At 67.4% G+C, this 13,504-nt stretch carries 15 protein-coding genes; 4 read left to right on the top strand and 11 right to left on the bottom strand.

Going from position 1 to position 13,504, the window contains the following annotated elements:
• Positions 1–465: 465 nt before the first annotated feature.
• Both ABZ948_RS22245 and recD2 read right to left on the bottom strand, forming a co-directional pair.
• A complete protein-coding gene (locus ABZ948_RS22245) occupies positions 466–1,755 on the bottom strand; it encodes a citrate synthase (protein WP_359762075.1) in 1,290 nt (429 codons plus the stop codon).
• Positions 1,756–1,933: 178 nt separating this feature from the next.
• Entirely contained in the window at positions 1,934–4,216 is a 2,283-nt protein-coding gene (recD2, locus tag ABZ948_RS22240; RefSeq protein ID WP_359762073.1) for an SF1B family DNA helicase RecD2, read from the bottom strand.
• A 528-nt stretch (positions 4,217–4,744) separates the two neighbouring features.
• Between recD2 and ABZ948_RS22235 the strand changes: the two genes are divergently transcribed.
• Complete coding sequence (locus ABZ948_RS22235) at positions 4,745–4,915, top strand: hypothetical protein (RefSeq protein ID WP_158761778.1); 171 nt, start codon at positions 4,745–4,747, stop codon at positions 4,913–4,915.
• Here ABZ948_RS22235 and ABZ948_RS22230 read toward each other — a convergent pair.
• Both ABZ948_RS22230 and ABZ948_RS22225 read right to left on the bottom strand, forming a co-directional pair.
• Positions 4,893–5,111 (bottom strand): DUF397 domain-containing protein, encoded by a 219-nt coding sequence (locus ABZ948_RS22230; RefSeq protein WP_359762071.1) that lies wholly within the window; start codon positions 5,109–5,111, stop codon positions 4,893–4,895. The two genes, ABZ948_RS22235 and ABZ948_RS22230, sit on opposite strands and share 23 nt — an antisense overlap.
• The gene (locus ABZ948_RS22225; RefSeq protein WP_359762069.1) at positions 5,098–5,922 is read right to left on the bottom strand and encodes a helix-turn-helix domain-containing protein; all 825 of its coding nucleotides are present in this window, start codon (positions 5,920–5,922) and stop codon (positions 5,098–5,100) included. Before ABZ948_RS22225 ends, ABZ948_RS22230 begins: the two co-directional genes overlap by 14 nt.
• Before the next feature lie 129 nt (positions 5,923–6,051).
• Here ABZ948_RS22225 and ABZ948_RS22220 point away from each other — a divergent pair, with 129 nt between their 5' ends.
• Complete coding sequence (locus ABZ948_RS22220; RefSeq protein WP_359762067.1) at positions 6,052–6,273, top strand: hypothetical protein; 222 nt, start codon at positions 6,052–6,054, stop codon at positions 6,271–6,273.
• Positions 6,273–6,569, top strand: a complete 297-nt coding sequence (locus ABZ948_RS22215) for a hypothetical protein (protein WP_359762065.1) — start codon at positions 6,273–6,275, stop codon at positions 6,567–6,569. The genes ABZ948_RS22220 and ABZ948_RS22215 overlap by 1 nt, the downstream gene beginning before the upstream one ends.
• Here ABZ948_RS22215 and ABZ948_RS22210 read toward each other — a convergent pair.
• Positions 6,551–7,498 (bottom strand): SDR family NAD(P)-dependent oxidoreductase, encoded by a 948-nt coding sequence (locus tag ABZ948_RS22210; RefSeq protein ID WP_359762064.1) that lies wholly within the window; start codon positions 7,496–7,498, stop codon positions 6,551–6,553. The genes ABZ948_RS22215 and ABZ948_RS22210 overlap by 19 nt on opposite strands.
• Before the next feature lie 147 nt (positions 7,499–7,645).
• Here ABZ948_RS22210 and ABZ948_RS22205 point away from each other — a divergent pair, with 147 nt between their 5' ends.
• On the top strand, positions 7,646–8,524 hold the full coding sequence (locus tag ABZ948_RS22205) for a helix-turn-helix transcriptional regulator (protein ID WP_359762062.1): 879 nt from the start codon (positions 7,646–7,648) through the stop codon (positions 8,522–8,524).
• A gap of 132 nt (positions 8,525–8,656) precedes the next feature.
• Here ABZ948_RS22205 and ABZ948_RS22200 read toward each other — a convergent pair whose 3' ends face one another.
• The 6 genes from ABZ948_RS22200 to ABZ948_RS22175 all read right to left on the bottom strand — a co-directional run.
• Positions 8,657–9,208 (bottom strand): pentapeptide repeat-containing protein, encoded by a 552-nt coding sequence (locus ABZ948_RS22200; protein WP_359762060.1) that lies wholly within the window; start codon positions 9,206–9,208, stop codon positions 8,657–8,659.
• Positions 9,205–9,903 carry a hypothetical protein gene (locus ABZ948_RS22195; protein ID WP_359762058.1) on the bottom strand — a complete coding sequence of 233 codons (699 nt, stop codon included), beginning with the start codon at positions 9,901–9,903 and terminating at the stop codon, positions 9,205–9,207. Before ABZ948_RS22195 ends, ABZ948_RS22200 begins: the two co-directional genes overlap by 4 nt.
• Before the next feature lie 90 nt (positions 9,904–9,993).
• The gene (locus ABZ948_RS22190) at positions 9,994–10,377 is read right to left on the bottom strand and encodes a hypothetical protein (protein WP_359762056.1); all 384 of its coding nucleotides are present in this window, start codon (positions 10,375–10,377) and stop codon (positions 9,994–9,996) included.
• A gap of 117 nt (positions 10,378–10,494) precedes the next feature.
• Positions 10,495–10,722 carry a hypothetical protein gene (locus ABZ948_RS22185; RefSeq protein WP_359762054.1) on the bottom strand — a complete coding sequence of 76 codons (228 nt, stop codon included), beginning with the start codon at positions 10,720–10,722 and terminating at the stop codon, positions 10,495–10,497.
• Between the two features lie 56 nt (positions 10,723–10,778).
• Positions 10,779–11,708 (bottom strand): hypothetical protein, encoded by a 930-nt coding sequence (locus ABZ948_RS22180; RefSeq protein WP_359762052.1) that lies wholly within the window; start codon positions 11,706–11,708, stop codon positions 10,779–10,781.
• Between the two features lie 86 nt (positions 11,709–11,794).
• Positions 11,795–13,504, bottom strand: a 1,710-nt coding sequence (locus ABZ948_RS22175) for an ICP22 family protein (RefSeq protein ID WP_494487294.1), incomplete at its 5' end; no start/stop codon positions are given.

Here is a 13,504-nt window from a genome sequence, read left to right as displayed (position 1 = left end):
ACGCAGATCACAGTGATGTGAACGTAACCATTCAAGGGGTTCGAAGGTCTAAGTTGACGATGTCAGGGAGCGTCTTGGGGGGCGCCACCTGGCATCTGGAGATGTCTTGGGGGACCTCTCCAGAGATGCGTTGCCGGGGCACGTACACCGGGAAGCTTTGAGCGGCCCTCCCGGGCGTGCGCTGTCCCGGCAGATCGCACACCACAGCAGTACGGCGAGTTTTGCTCGTTGTGCTCACACAGCGATTCAGGCGCTGTCCTCACAGACGCCCGGCCGGATCCCGTGGGGGGAATCCGAACCGGGACTGGGAAGGCGCCCTGGTCGTCGGCCCGTGGGGGGACCGGCGCTCCGGGGCGCCTTCTACGTTTCCCGCACCGTCCCGCCCGGAGCGCCCGGAGACCCCTGAGCACGCGGAAGCCCCCGCACCCGGCAACCGGATACGGGGGCCCGAAGCGGTACTGCGGCTCAGCGCTCCTCGACGGGAACGAAGTCGCGCTCGACCACGCCCGTGTAGATCTGGCGCGGACGGCCGATGCGGGAGCCCGGCTCCTTGATCATCTCGTGCCACTGGGCGATCCAGCCCGGCAGGCGGCCGAGGGCGAACAGGACCGTGAACATCTCGGTCGGGAAGCCCATGGCCCGGTAGATCAGGCCCGTGTAGAAGTCGACGTTCGGGTAGAGGCTGCGCGAGACGAAGTAGTCGTCGGAGAGCGCGTGCTCCTCCAGCTTCAGCGCGATGTCCAGCAGCTCGTCGGACTTGCCGAGCGCGGAGAGCACGTCGTGCGCGGCGGCCTTGATGATCTTGGCGCGCGGGTCGAAGTTCTTGTAGACCCGGTGGCCGAAGCCCATCAGCCGGACGCCGTCCTCCTTGTTCTTCACCTTGCGGATGAAGGAGTCGACGTCGCCGCCGGAGTCGCGGATGCCCTCCAGCATCTCCAGCACGGACTGGTTGGCGCCGCCGTGCAGCGGGCCCCACAGGGCGTTGATGCCGGCGGAGATCGAGGCGAACATGTTCGCCTGCGAGGAGCCGACCAGGCGGACCGTGGAGGTCGAGCAGTTCTGCTCGTGGTCCGCGTGCAGGATCAGCAGCTTGTCGAGCGCCGAGACCACGGTCGGGTCGAGCTCGTACTCCTGCGCGGGGACCGAGAAGGTCATGCGGAGGAAGTTCTCGACGTAGCCGAGGTCGTTGCGCGGGTAGACGAACGGGTGACCGATCGACTTCTTGTACGCGTACGCCGCGATCGTCGGGAGCTTGGCGAGCAGGCGGATGGTGGAGAGGTTGCGCTGGCGCTCGTCGAACGGGTTGTGGCTGTCCTGGTAGAACGTGGACAGCGCCGAGACGACCGAGGACAGCATGGCCATCGGGTGGGCGTCCCGCGGGAAGCCCCGGTAGAAGTTCTTGACGTCCTCGTGCAGCAGGGTGTGCTGCGTGATGTCGTTCTTGAACGCCGAGAGCTGGTCGACGGTCGGCAGCTCGCCGTTGATCAGCAGGTAGGCGACCTCCAGGAAGGTGGAGCGCTCGGCCAGCTGCTCGATCGGGTAGCCCCGGTACCGCAGGATCCCCGCTTCGCCGTCCAGGTAGGTAATGGCGGATTTGTACGCGGCGGTGTTGCCGTAACCGCTGTCCAGCGTCACCAGACCGGTCTGGGCGCGGAGCTTTCCGATGTCGAAGCCCTTGTCACCGACGGTGCTGTCGATCACCGGGTAGGTGTACTCGCCGTCGCCGTACCGCAGTACTACAGAGTTGTCGCTCACGTCTTCCCTCACCGACGTTGTGCCTCATCTTCGAGGTGCCCTGACTGTCTCTACCATCCCCCACTTGGCTCAGGAGAGTGCACTCGGGGTCGACCATCGGGCCTACTGACGGCACTGAGTGCCGCCAACTTGCTCATCCTGCCCCCTGTGTTCCCCTTCTGGAAGTGCCTTGTGACCTTCACGACTCATTTGATCGATCATTTTTCTTTGAACCGAGCCGGAAGTCGAGTGCCGTGCACCTCCGGCCCGCCGAGAGCGTGCGCACCGCCTGGCCGATCGCCTTGCGCGAACCGACGAGGACGACCAGCTGCTTGGCCCGGGTGACCGCCGTGTAGAGCAGGTTCCGCTGGAGCATCATCCAGGCGCCCGTGGTCACCGGGATGACCACCGCCGGGTACTCGCTGCCCTGGGAGCGGTGGATCGTCACGGCGTACGCGTGGGCCAGCTCGTCGAGCTCGTCGAACTCGTACGGAACCTCCTCGTCCTCGTCCGTCAGCACCGTCAGGCGCTGGTCGACCGGGTCGAGCGCGGTCACCACGCCCACGGTGCCGTTGAAGACCCCGTTCTCACCCTTCTCGTAATTGTTGCGAATCTGGGTGACCTTGTCGCCGACGCGGAACACCCGTCCGCCGAATCTCTTCTCGGGCACGTCGGGGCGGCCCGGGGTGACGGCCTGCTGGAGGAGGGCGTTCAGCGTGCCGGCGCCCGCCGGGCCGCGGTGCATGGGGGCGAGGACCTGGACGTCGCGGCGCGGGTCCAGGCCGAACTTGGCGGGGATGCGACGGGCCGCCACGTCCACGGTGAGCCGCCCGGCGGCCTCCGTGTCGTCCTCGACGAAGAGGAAGAAGTCCTTCATGCCGTCGGTGACGGGGTGTTGGCCGGCGTTGATCCGGTGCGCGTTCGTCACCACGCCGGACTGCTGGGCCTGCCGGAAGACCCTCGTCAGACGGACGGCCGGGAGGGGGCTGCCGTCGGCCAGGAGGTCCCTGAGGACCTCTCCCGCCCCCACGCTCGGCAGCTGGTCGACGTCCCCGACGAAGAGCAGATGCGCCCCCGGCGGGACGGCCTTCACCAGCTTGTTGGCGAGGAGCAGGTCCAGCATGGACGCCTCGTCGACCACCACCAGGTCGGCGTCGAGCGGACGGTCGCGGTCGTAGGCCGCGTCGCCGCCGGGCTTCAGCTCCAGCAGGCGGTGGACCGTGGAGGCCTCGGCTCCGGTCAGCTCGGACAGGCGCTTGGCGGCCCGGCCGGTCGGGGCGGCGAGCACGACCTTCGCCTTCCTGGCGCGGGCCAGCTCCACGATCGAGCGGACCGTGAAGGACTTGCCGCAGCCGGGCCCGCCGGTGAGGACGGCGACCTTCTCGGTCAGCGCCAGCTTGACGGCGGCCTCCTGCTCGGGGGCGAGGTCGACACCGGTGCGCGTCCTCAGCCAGCCGAGGGCCTTGTCCCAGGCCACCGCCCGGAAGCCCGGCATCCGGTCCTCCTCCGTGCGCAGGAGGCGCAACAGCTGGGCGGCGAGGGAGACTTCGGCGCGGTGGAAGGGCACGAGGTAGACGGCGGTGACCGGCTCCGAGCCGCCGTCGGGCCCGGGGACCTTCTCGCGTACGACCCCGGGGTCGCCGCCGTCCTCGGGGACCTCGGCCAGTTCCGCGAGACACTCGATGACGAGCCCGGTGTCGACCTGGAGCAGCTTGACCGCGTCCGCGATCAGCCGCTCCTCGGGGAGGTAGCAGTTGCCCTGGTCCGTGGCCTGGGACAGGGCGTACTGCAGGCCCGCCTTGACGCGCTCCGGGCTGTCGTGCGGGATGCCGACGGACTGGGCGATCTTGTCGGCGGTGAGGAAGCCGATGCCCCAGACGTCGGCGGCGAGCCGGTAGGGCTGGTTCTTCACGACGGAGATGGAGGCGTCGCCGTACTTCTTGTAGATGCGCACGGCGATGGACGTGGACACCTCGACCGTCTGGAGGAAGAGCATGACCTCCTTGATGGCCTTCTGCTCCTCCCAGGCGTCGGCGATCTTCTTCGTGCGCTTGGGACCCAGCCCCGGGACCTCGATGAGCCGCTTGGGCTCCTCCTCGATGATCTTCAGGGTGTCCATGCCGAAGTGCTGCGTGATGCGGTCGGCGAAGACCGGGCCGATGCCCTTGACCAGGCCGGAACCGAGGTAGCGGCGGATGCCCTGGACCGTGGCCGGCAGGACCGTCGTGTAGTTCTCCACGTGGAACTGCTTGCCGTACTGCGGGTGGGAGCCCCAGCGGCCCTCCATGCGCAGGGACTCCCCGACCTGGGCGCCGAGCAGCGCGCCGACGACCGTGAGGAGGTCGCCGGCGCCTCTGCCGGTGTCGACCCGGGCGACCGTGTAGCCGTTCTCCTCGTTGGCGTACGTGATGCGCTCGAGCACGCCTTCCAGGGTGGCCAGTCGCCGCTCGCCCGTCTGGGAGGCCCCCGCCTGATCGGTCATGATCCGACCGTACCGCCCGGGTACGACACCGGCGGCGGGCGCGGACTTCGCAAACGGCCCCGTATAAAGCGACCGATCAGTATGCGGACAAGGGCTCAGGCTTCACGGCGAATTCACAGGAAAACCGGAAGCTTTACAGTTCAAGAATATGAGCTGCCCCTTTTGTTCTCCTTTCCCGTGGGAGAATCCAGGAGTTCATCAAAGGGGGGCGGACTCGATTCCGGAGCGACCGTGATGCCGATGCCTCCCCCCGGCCCCCACGCCCCTCGGCGCGCGTACACCGCGGGGACGCTTCTCGTCGGCCTGTGCGCCGTCAGCACGTTGACGCTGCTCGTGGTGGCTCCGGGGCTGTCCGGAGACCGCGCGGTCGTGGCACCGGGCCCTTCGGCGCGGCACGAGAACACCCCCGGCACTCCCCCTTTGAACCGGACGCCCAAGCCGGAATTCCGCCCCCTTCCGAGCCCGGGGCCGGGCTGATTCCACTCCGCCCGTTCCCTTCTCCCCGGACCCGAATGACGACGAGGAACGATGTCACCCCAGGCCCAGAGCGTCGCCCTGTGGATCTTGTCCCTGGCCATCAACATCACGGCGGCGTGCGCGGGGATCGTGTGGGGCTGGGAGGCCTTCGCGCAGTTCCTGCTGCCGGCGTTCGGGTCGGTGGTGGGGGCGTCGATGGTCAGTTACAGCTTGCGGCGGTGAGGTGCCCGTGCTTCACGGCGGTGACGAATGCCGTCCAGCAGGGTGGTGAGAGGAGCAGGATGGGGCTGTCGGGGGTTTTGCTGTCGCGGATGGGTATGTGGGGGTGGCCAGGGGCGAATTCGAGGCACTCCCCTTGGTCGCCGCCGCTGTAGCTGGACTTGCACCAGCCCGTGATGGTGCCTTCAGTCGTGGCCATGCGCGTGTTCCTCCGCTGCCGCCCTGACGAGGGCGAGTGACTCCTGCTGCGACAAGGCGTCGCTCAGGGCGAGAGAGTAAGCGGTTTGACAGGTGCTCACCAGGGCCGGATCGTCCATCAGGTTCCCGGTCTGGAAGCCCTCGACGTAAGCCACCGGCGCCGAGTCCTCGAACGTCATGAGCGTGAGCAGACTCTGCATGAGCGCGTGCGCCCCTACGCCGTACGGCAGAACGTGCAAGCGGAGTCGTCCCGACTCGGCCATGTCCGCGACCCTGTGCAACTGCTCCGCCATGACCTGCGGTCCGCCGACGCAGCGCCGCAGGACCGCCTCGTCGAGCAGAGTCCAGACGACGGGCCGTACCGGACTGTCAAGGAGGCGCCGCCGCTTTGTTCGGATGACAACGAGCTCGTCAAGTTCCTCGGCCGTGTGGTTCGGTCGGTACGCGCTGAAGAGGGCCCGTGCGTAGCCATCGGTCTGGAGCACCCCGGGCACCAGCGACAACGCGAACTGCTGGATGGCCAAGGCCAGTTGCTCAAGCTCGGCCACGGCTGCGAAGTGGTCGGTGTACTTCGACTCCAGGTCCTCGAGCCACCGCGCGAAAAAACCGTCCGTTCCGAGCACGCGATCGATCCGCTGCGCGTCATCCGGCTTGGGAAGACGTCTCCCGGCCTCGAAATGGCTGATCAGCGTGGGTGAGCAGACGACCTGGTCACCCAGTTCCTCCTGGGTGAGCCGGGCGGCGGTCCGCCTCAGGCGCAGTTCCTCACCGTACTTCTGACGCGGCGTTCGAATCGGATGGCGTTCGTCCATGCGGCCAACTCCTTTTCCTGACAAGCGCGATGTCAAGCTCCAGCGTCTGGCAGCGTAGCGAGGGACGACCCCACTCTGTGAGTGCTTCAGCACAGAACGCAGTCACCGCAGGTGGAAGGCGCACGCCCCATGACAGACCTCCTCGCCCGGGCCCTCGAACCGCTCCTCCGCGTCCTGTTCCCGCCGCGGGGACGGCGACGGCGTTCCCCGGCGCCGCCGCCGTGCCCGTACTGCCGCGGCGGCAAGGAGGCCGGCGCGGTGGTCCGGGCCCGCCGCCCGGACGAGCGTCCGCTGCGCGGGGAGGACAACCGACTGGTCCGCCCCTACCTGTCGGCGGAGGTGAGCGCGTGATGGCCGGGCGTCTGCTGCCCTGGACGACGGCCGAGGGCGGGCCGTGCTTCCTCGTGGGCGACGGGACGGGCTACGTCTCACGCATGGCCGACGACATCGAAGCCGTGCAGCTGGACATGGCGGAGGACCTTCTCGGCCATGCCGCCGCACTTCTCGCGGAGCGTCGGGTGACGAACGCGGAGCTGCACTATCTGGCCCAGCGGCTCACCGAGTCTTTGCGGGACGTCAAACGGGTCGCGGAGAGCAGAGGAGCCCGGCTGGCCGAGGGCAAAGGCCGTTACCGGGAAGGCGGTTGAGGGGCCGGGCGGTTGTGCGCCGCGGTGAACCGTTCGGCGGCGTCCCAGAGTTCGCGCTCGCGCCGCGGATCGTAGGACTCCTCCGACGAGCGGGCCGCGCTCCCGCGGTCGACGTAGGACCCGGTCGGCGCCTCGGTCGTACCGAGGACGACGTCGGCTAGGTGGCGGCCTGCGACGCCACGGCTGGTGGCGAACGGCGTCAGGGCCAGCAACGGCAGGACGCGCCGCATGGCGAACCGGGACAGGGGGCCGGCGTTGCGGGCGAGGCCGGTGCCGGGGACGAATCCGGGGTTGTAGGTGACGGCGTCGATCCCGGCCGGCAGCCGGCGCGCGTACTCGTGCACCAGGTAGATGGTGGCCAGCTTGCTGGTGGAGTACGCCGTGCGCCCGGCGGCCGTGGTGTGGGCCCTGGGGAAGGCGCCCGTGCGGGCGAGAGCGTCGGGGGACTTCCAGAGCGGGCCCGGCACCATGCCCATGTTGTGCTTGAAGTCGCCGAAATGGGTGTCACTGGCGGTGATCACGATCCGGGCGGGAGCGGTGAAGCGGTCCTGGAGCAGGCGGACGAACAGGTGGTTGGCGAGCACGTTGACGGCGAAGGTGGACTCGAACCCGTCGGGTCCCTCGGTCAGCGCGTTCGTGTACTGCGTGCCCGCGTTGCCGACGAAGCCGCGCAGCGGCGGGAGTCCACCGCCGTCGAGTCGGTCACGGATCTCGGTGGCGGCCGAGCGGACGCTCTCCAGTGAGCCGAGGTCTGCCGGGACGTGCGAGACCGTGTGCCCGCCCGCCGCGAGTTCCGCGGCGAGCCGGGCGCCGGAGGAACCACGGGCGACGACGAGCAGGTGCGCGCCGGGCGACCGGCGCAGGATGTGCTCCGCGGCGATGCGGCCGATCCCGCCGCTCGCGCCGGTCATCACGATGGTGTGCCGCATGGCAGGCTCCTTGGCTGGTCAGCCGACGACGTCCGGTCGGACGCACCTCGACGTTCGCCGCTGACGCCACCGTCCGACCAGTGCCGTCCCCGTCACTAGGACCGGCAGTACCCAGGCCCCTCCGGCACCGCGCGGCTAGAATGAGTCATGGCTTCCACCCAGCCCGAGTTCGCCGCACTCCTGCGCGCCTGGCGCGACCGCCTCTCCCCCGCCGACGCCGGCTTCACCGTGACGGAAGGCCGTCGCGCCCCGGGACTGCGCCGCGAGGAGCTGGCACAACTGGCCGGACTCTCCGTCGACTACGTCCTGCGTCTGGAGCAGGGGCGCGCGAAGAACCCCTCGGACCAGGTCGTCGGCGCTCTCGCCCGTACCCTTCAGCTCTCCCGGCCCGAGCGCGACCAGTTGTACCGGAGTGCCGGGCTCCTGCCGCCCCGTGACGGGACGGTGAGCACCCACGTGCCTCCGGGGATTCAACGGCTCGCCGCGCGCCTGGGCGACGTTCCGATCGGGGTGTTCGCCGCCGACTGGACCCTGGTGTGGTGGAACGCCACGTGGAGCGCCCTGCACGGCGACCCCACCGTCCTCCCGGCCACCGAACGGAACCTCGCCCGGGCCCTGTTCGGAGACGGCGCCGCTCACGCCGCGATGCTTCCCGTCCGGTCCGAGCGTGGACAGGACGCCTTCGCCGCGTCGATCGTGGCCGACCTCAAGGACGCCGTCTCGCGCTACCCCGCGGACGTCCGGCTCGACCGTCTCGTGCGGGAACTGCGAGAGACGTCCGACGCCTTCGCCGAACTCTGGGCCACCCGGACGACCGCCATCCAGCACACGACCGACCAGAAGACGATCCGGCACCCGGAGGTCGGCGACATCCGGCTCGACTGCGACGTCCTCGTCGTCCCCGGCGCGGATCTGCGCATGGTCACCTACACGGCAGCGGCCGGAAGCAGCGACGCGGACAAGCTCGGCCTTCTCCGCATCACAGGGCTCCGTACTGCTCACAGCCTGCGGACGCACCAGCCCTGATCTCGACATGCGAGCAGACGCCCGCCGGGCCATCGTGGGTGCAGGGGCGAAGAAGGGAAAACGCAAACGAGTCAGCTGCCGACACACCCGTTCGGCGACCATGACCCGCCCACGTGAAGTCCCGGACCGAGGTCAGCGCCCTCCGGTCACCACTTGAAGGCTACCGCCGCGCTGTCGAATCCACTCCTGAAGTTCAGGGCCGGACAGTTCTCGATCGAAGCCCTCGTCTACAAGCACCACCGGCCCGAAAACGGATCCCGAAGCACCTTCTACCTGCGTATCGTGGTCGATGATCACCTGGAATGCGTTCTGATCGAACACAGCATCTCGAAGATCTGCGGATCGGAAATCGACTTCCAACAGTGAGGATCCCATGAAACGAGTGCCTCGACATGTGGCGCCGAATGCATCGACTCCGTACATTGATGCCTTTACCAGATTGGCGCGGTCGAGCGTCGCGTACCGCAGTACCGCGTCATCAAGGTTGACGCGCACGAGGGAGGCGGCCGTCAGGTCGGCGCCCTCCAGATCGGCCCCTTGAGCATCCGAACGGTACAACTCCGCGCCCGTCAGGTTGCAGTTCCTCAACTTGGCGTCGGTGAACCACGATTCCGAGAGATCACCGTGCGAGAGGTCCGCTCCACTGAGATCAAGGCCGACGGCGTCCAGTCCGCCCCTGCTCACGTGGAGCCACTCGCGCAGGCGCCGGACCGCGACGTCGTCCGCCGGAAACCGAGCCGGAGCCCATCGTCCGGGAAGTCCTCGCGCAGTTCTTCCAACGCCCGCTCACCGGGATCAGCCGCCACAAGACCGCGCGCCGCGTTCAGAGCCCAGTCCGCGTCGATATGACGAGCCGCAGTGATCGTCAAGGCCAACTGAAGACCGAGATCGTATGAAATGCGCCCTTGCTTCAACCTCGTAGTGCCGCGTGCGACCGCTTCTTTGATCACCGGCAGAGAGGCCACGACGAGGTCCTCACGCAGCAGGGAGCTGTGCCGGTCGAATTGAACGGAGTCAAGCACTCCGAGCAATGCCTCTGCGGCCCTTACCCGCTCGCCACCCGTGCCGCGTTCGTCCACCATGTCGACGCTGTCTCCGACAGCATCCGCGAGCACTCCGAAGGTGTCGTCCTCGCCGTGCATTCTGTCGTACGAGGCGCCCCGCCAGGCGACTGCTCCGGGCGAATGAGCGGCAGCGACCACCTCTTCGTACCCGATCGCGTCACCCCAGCGTGTCAGCGCGACACACGCCAGAAAACGCCCTGCCGGGTCCTCATCCGAGTCTCGCAGGACTTGCCTGAGGGCCTCGGAGCGGTCCCTGTAACCGCCGTCGAGGGCGACTCGGGTGCTCGGTTCCCACGAAGCCTGGCTGTCGGGCACTCTCTACTCCCACATGAGGCCTGAGCTTTCCACAGAATGACGGGGCCACGACCGGTTCCACCCAACCGTTGGGCCACTCTGCCGGTCACCTCACAATCGAGGGCGGATTTCCTTGGCGATTTCCATGAGACTCGACAATTCCTCAGCCGGCATGACGTAGTCAAAGGCCCTGATCCGCTCCAAGAACTCGGTCGGCAGACAGACGTGATGGGTCCTCACATAGAACCAGAGACCTCCTCGCCACACCCATTCTCCATCCGAGTAGATGGAGTCGCCCCCCATGATGGTCTCGCCGGAACCCAGAACATCCTCGGAGGAACCCATGACACTGAAAAGGTCATGCCCGGCCAGCAAATAATGGACAATCTCTCGCTCATCTACGTATGCGGCATCGGCAACGAAATCCCGCACTCTCCCTCTGGGCATCCCAAAAGAAGGCGACCATAGCTCTTGAAAGTGATCCGCAATCTTCATGAGCAGCCTTTTCTACCACTCGACCTGCGCTCGTGCCAGACGTCGCCGACAACTCAGCCAGAGCCGCCGATGGCGACAACGCCCGGTCATGCGCCGACCGCAGCCGTTCCAGCCAGATCAACCCGGCATGGTAAGTCCCGTCATCGCCGACATCCCGCGGGTGGGCGGGGGAGTCCACGCGCGGGGCGTCCGCGCCGGCGGCCGGGTTGCCCATGTCGGGCTGGTCGACGATTTGTCGCCGGGGCCGTCCTGGGCGCGCTGCAGGACGTTGCCGTGTTCGTCGAGGAGGCTGCCGTCCCCGTCCATGTAGCGGGCCGGGGCGCCCTCGTCGGTGGGCAGCTTCACGCTGCCCACCGGCAGGCCGACCGCGTTGCCGCCCTGACCGCGCTGCCACGAGACTTTCAGTCCTCAGCAGCCCATTCTCGTAGCGTCATCAAATCCACGGCGTGAGGCCGGGCTTCCGTGTCTACCCGGCCTGACCCGGATTCGTCAGGGAGACGGGAGAGTTCGGTAAGCGCCACCGATGGGGAGAAGCCACGGTCATGTGCTGAACGCAGGCGGTCGAGCCACACCAAGCCGGCCTTGTATCCATACTCCTCCGAATCATCCCTCGGCTCGAAGCTCGCGGCATCATGTGCGTCCGAAGCCCAGAGGTAACCCAACACCTGGCCAGCTGCGCCACGTACGGGAACGTACAGCACTTCACCGTCTACCGAGCGCCGATACCCCTCAACAAAAGGAGGCGCAAATCGGAAGACCCGGTTTCGGTAGGGAATTTCACGTCCTCGCCACAAGTCGGGAACCTGGCCATCGGTGTCGTAGAGATTCTCGACGCCCTGTTCAGTCGGCCGACCGAAGTAGGTCGGGTCGTCCGGGTCCGTCTCAGAACCGAGGACTTCCGCGAGCTCATGCAGCACCGCAGCCAAGCGACGAGCATTACCTTTGTATACGCCGGGCTGCGGGCGCCCTTTCAGGTCACAGGGCATCCACGCGTCCGATGAAGTCGTCAGGTTCACCGTCACGAAATCGGCAAATGCCGACGCTCCGAGCTGGAAGAGGCTGTCCTGCGAAGCCTCCCCTTCCTCAGTGATCAGTACGCCGGTACACGCAACGAAGGTGTCGACGGAGCCGACCCTCCCCGGGCGCAGCCCCTCTCTGACTTCACCAGCCAGTCTTACCGCCGTCGATGGCCCGAATCCCTGATTGCCGGGAAGCAGGAAGTAACCGTCGAACAAATAGCTGTTGGAATTTCCCACCTCGGTGACAGAGACTCGAATTTTCACGTCGCCGACCACGAAGCGGTGCGTAGCAAGGACTTCCAACGCAGCCAAGGAGTCACGGAGGCTACCGACAAGGGCATCTCCCGTTTCGTCGCCATCACGGCCCCACGTCCATCCAGCAACAGGCGTGCTCGCAATCACAGTACTTCCTCCGGCATGAACGTGCCTCCCGGGGGGACGAATACATTACCGTCTGGCGTCCGGATAACGAATTGTACGCCCTTGCCCTCGAACCCTTGCTGCAGCCGCTTGATCTGCCCTTGCATATCAGCCAATGAGGCCTTGGTGTCGACAACGAACGTCTTGACGTCCGCATGAGAGTCTGTTAGCTGGTGCAGCTTCTGATAAATCTTACTGACAACCCTGCTCGCATCGCTCGTAGACTCCGAACCGGTCATGTCCTTGAACTGCCATGCGTATGCCCGGCCTTCTGCGTCCCGGGCCATCACGTCCATGTCGGTCTTGGGACCGGTGACGACGCCCGGTTTGATTTCGTGGCCGCCTTGCTTCACCTCGAACGAGATGTCGGTGATGCCGTGCTCATGCAGACGATTGCCAAGGCGTATCTGCTCAAGAGCGCCTGGAAGATCACTGGGACGCGTCAAGTTGGACACCACATCCGAAAAGCCGTCGGCCCTCCTGAAGCGCCCGGAAGCGATCGTTTCGGCAATCTCCTTGCCCGCGGGGTCCCCGCTCAGCGTCTTGATGATCGCATCCACGTCCCCGGACTTGACCTTCGTTCCCCGGATCTGATCGCGCACCTGCTGCTCAAGCTCACCGCCGCGCTCCAGCGGGCCCGTAGGCTCTGCCGGACGCTCCCAGCCGGCTGGCTCGTCCATCCCGCTGATACCCGGGCCATGGCCTGCGTCGGAGCCGATCGGTCCGTCACCCCCACCCGGGGCCGGACCTTCGTGGCCGCCGGTCACTGGCCGATCCGCGTGGCCACCGGTCGACGGCTGCTCGTGGCCGCCGGCCGATGCCTCATGCGTACTACTGCCAGAACTCTCGGTGTGACTACCGATGCCATGGTCTCCGCCGTGACCGCTCGGCGGTTCATGGCTGGCGGAGGGCCCGGCACCGTGCTCGTGGGCCGTTCCACCAGGCATGTGGTCCGCGCTTCCGCCCAGCAGGTGGTCACCGACCCCGCTGCCAGGCAGGTCGCCGCCCGCGTGGACGGCGGTCGGCACATCACCGCCAGCATGCACCGCGGGGGCGGTGGGCACATCCTCGCCGACCCTTCCCACATCCCCAAGGTTGTTGTCCAGACCGTCGCCCAAGCGGATGTGCTGCCCCGCCTGTTCCGCGGTGTGGGTGCCCGCGCCGACCAGGGCCGGCTGCTGGGCGGGGGAGTCCACGCGGGGCGTGTCCGCACCCGAGGCCGGCGGGTCCGTGTCGGGCATGTGGGGCTGGTCGACGACGTCGCCGGGGCCATCGGCGGATTTCTGCAGGACGTTGCCGTGCTCGTCGAGGATGTTGCCGTCCGGGTCGTAGTAGCGGGCCGGGGCGCCGTCCTCGGTGGGGAGTTTCGTGGTGCCTTCGGGCAGGACCGGGGCGTCGTCGGGCAGCCGGACGTTGCCGTCGGGCAGTTTCGTCGCGCCGTCCGGGATCGCCGCGCCTTCGGGCAGGTGCACCGTGCCGTCGGGGAGTCTGACCGTGCCCTCGGGCAGCGTGACCGCGTTCTCGGGCAGGGCCGGGATGTCGATGTTGCCGACGCCCTTCAGGCCCTTGGTGATGTCGCCGATCTTCGACAGGCCCGCGCCCGCGCCCTTGGCGATGTAGGTCATCGGGTCGATGACCCGGCCGGCCTTGCCCGCCACCGACAACGCCTTCGCCACCGCACCCGCCTT

The organism is Streptomyces olindensis, assembly GCF_040645895.1.
GTDB lineage: Bacteria > Actinomycetota > Actinomycetes > Streptomycetales > Streptomycetaceae > Streptomyces > Streptomyces olindensis.
Note: the sequence above shows the minus strand (reverse complement) of the source record. Positions and strands in the feature narration are given on the sequence as shown.

What these genes read in the sequence shown, in the direction of transcription:
- ABZ948_RS22205 (WP_359762062.1), top strand. Translation starts at nt 7,646, where the DNA reads ATGGCTTCCACCCAGCCCGAGTTCGCCGCACTCCTGCGCGCCTGGCGC.
- ABZ948_RS22220 (WP_359762067.1), top strand. Translation starts at nt 6,052, where the DNA reads ATGACAGACCTCCTCGCCCGGGCCCTCGAACCGCTCCTCCGCGTCCTG.
- ABZ948_RS22225 (WP_359762069.1), bottom strand. Translation starts at nt 5,922, where the DNA reads ATGGACGAACGCCATCCGATTCGAACGCCGCGTCAGAAGTACGGTGAG.
- ABZ948_RS22215 (WP_359762065.1), top strand. Translation starts at nt 6,273, where the DNA reads ATGGCCGGGCGTCTGCTGCCCTGGACGACGGCCGAGGGCGGGCCGTGC.
- recD2 (WP_359762073.1), bottom strand. Translation starts at nt 4,216, where the DNA reads ATGACCGATCAGGCGGGGGCCTCCCAGACGGGCGAGCGGCGACTGGCC.
- ABZ948_RS22230 (WP_359762071.1), bottom strand. Translation starts at nt 5,111, where the DNA reads ATGGCCACGACTGAAGGCACCATCACGGGCTGGTGCAAGTCCAGCTAC.
- ABZ948_RS22235 (WP_158761778.1), top strand. Translation starts at nt 4,745, where the DNA reads ATGTCACCCCAGGCCCAGAGCGTCGCCCTGTGGATCTTGTCCCTGGCC.
- ABZ948_RS22190 (WP_359762056.1), bottom strand. Translation starts at nt 10,377, where the DNA reads ATGAAGATTGCGGATCACTTTCAAGAGCTATGGTCGCCTTCTTTTGGG.
- ABZ948_RS22210 (WP_359762064.1), bottom strand. Translation starts at nt 7,498, where the DNA reads ATGCGGCACACCATCGTGATGACCGGCGCGAGCGGCGGGATCGGCCGC.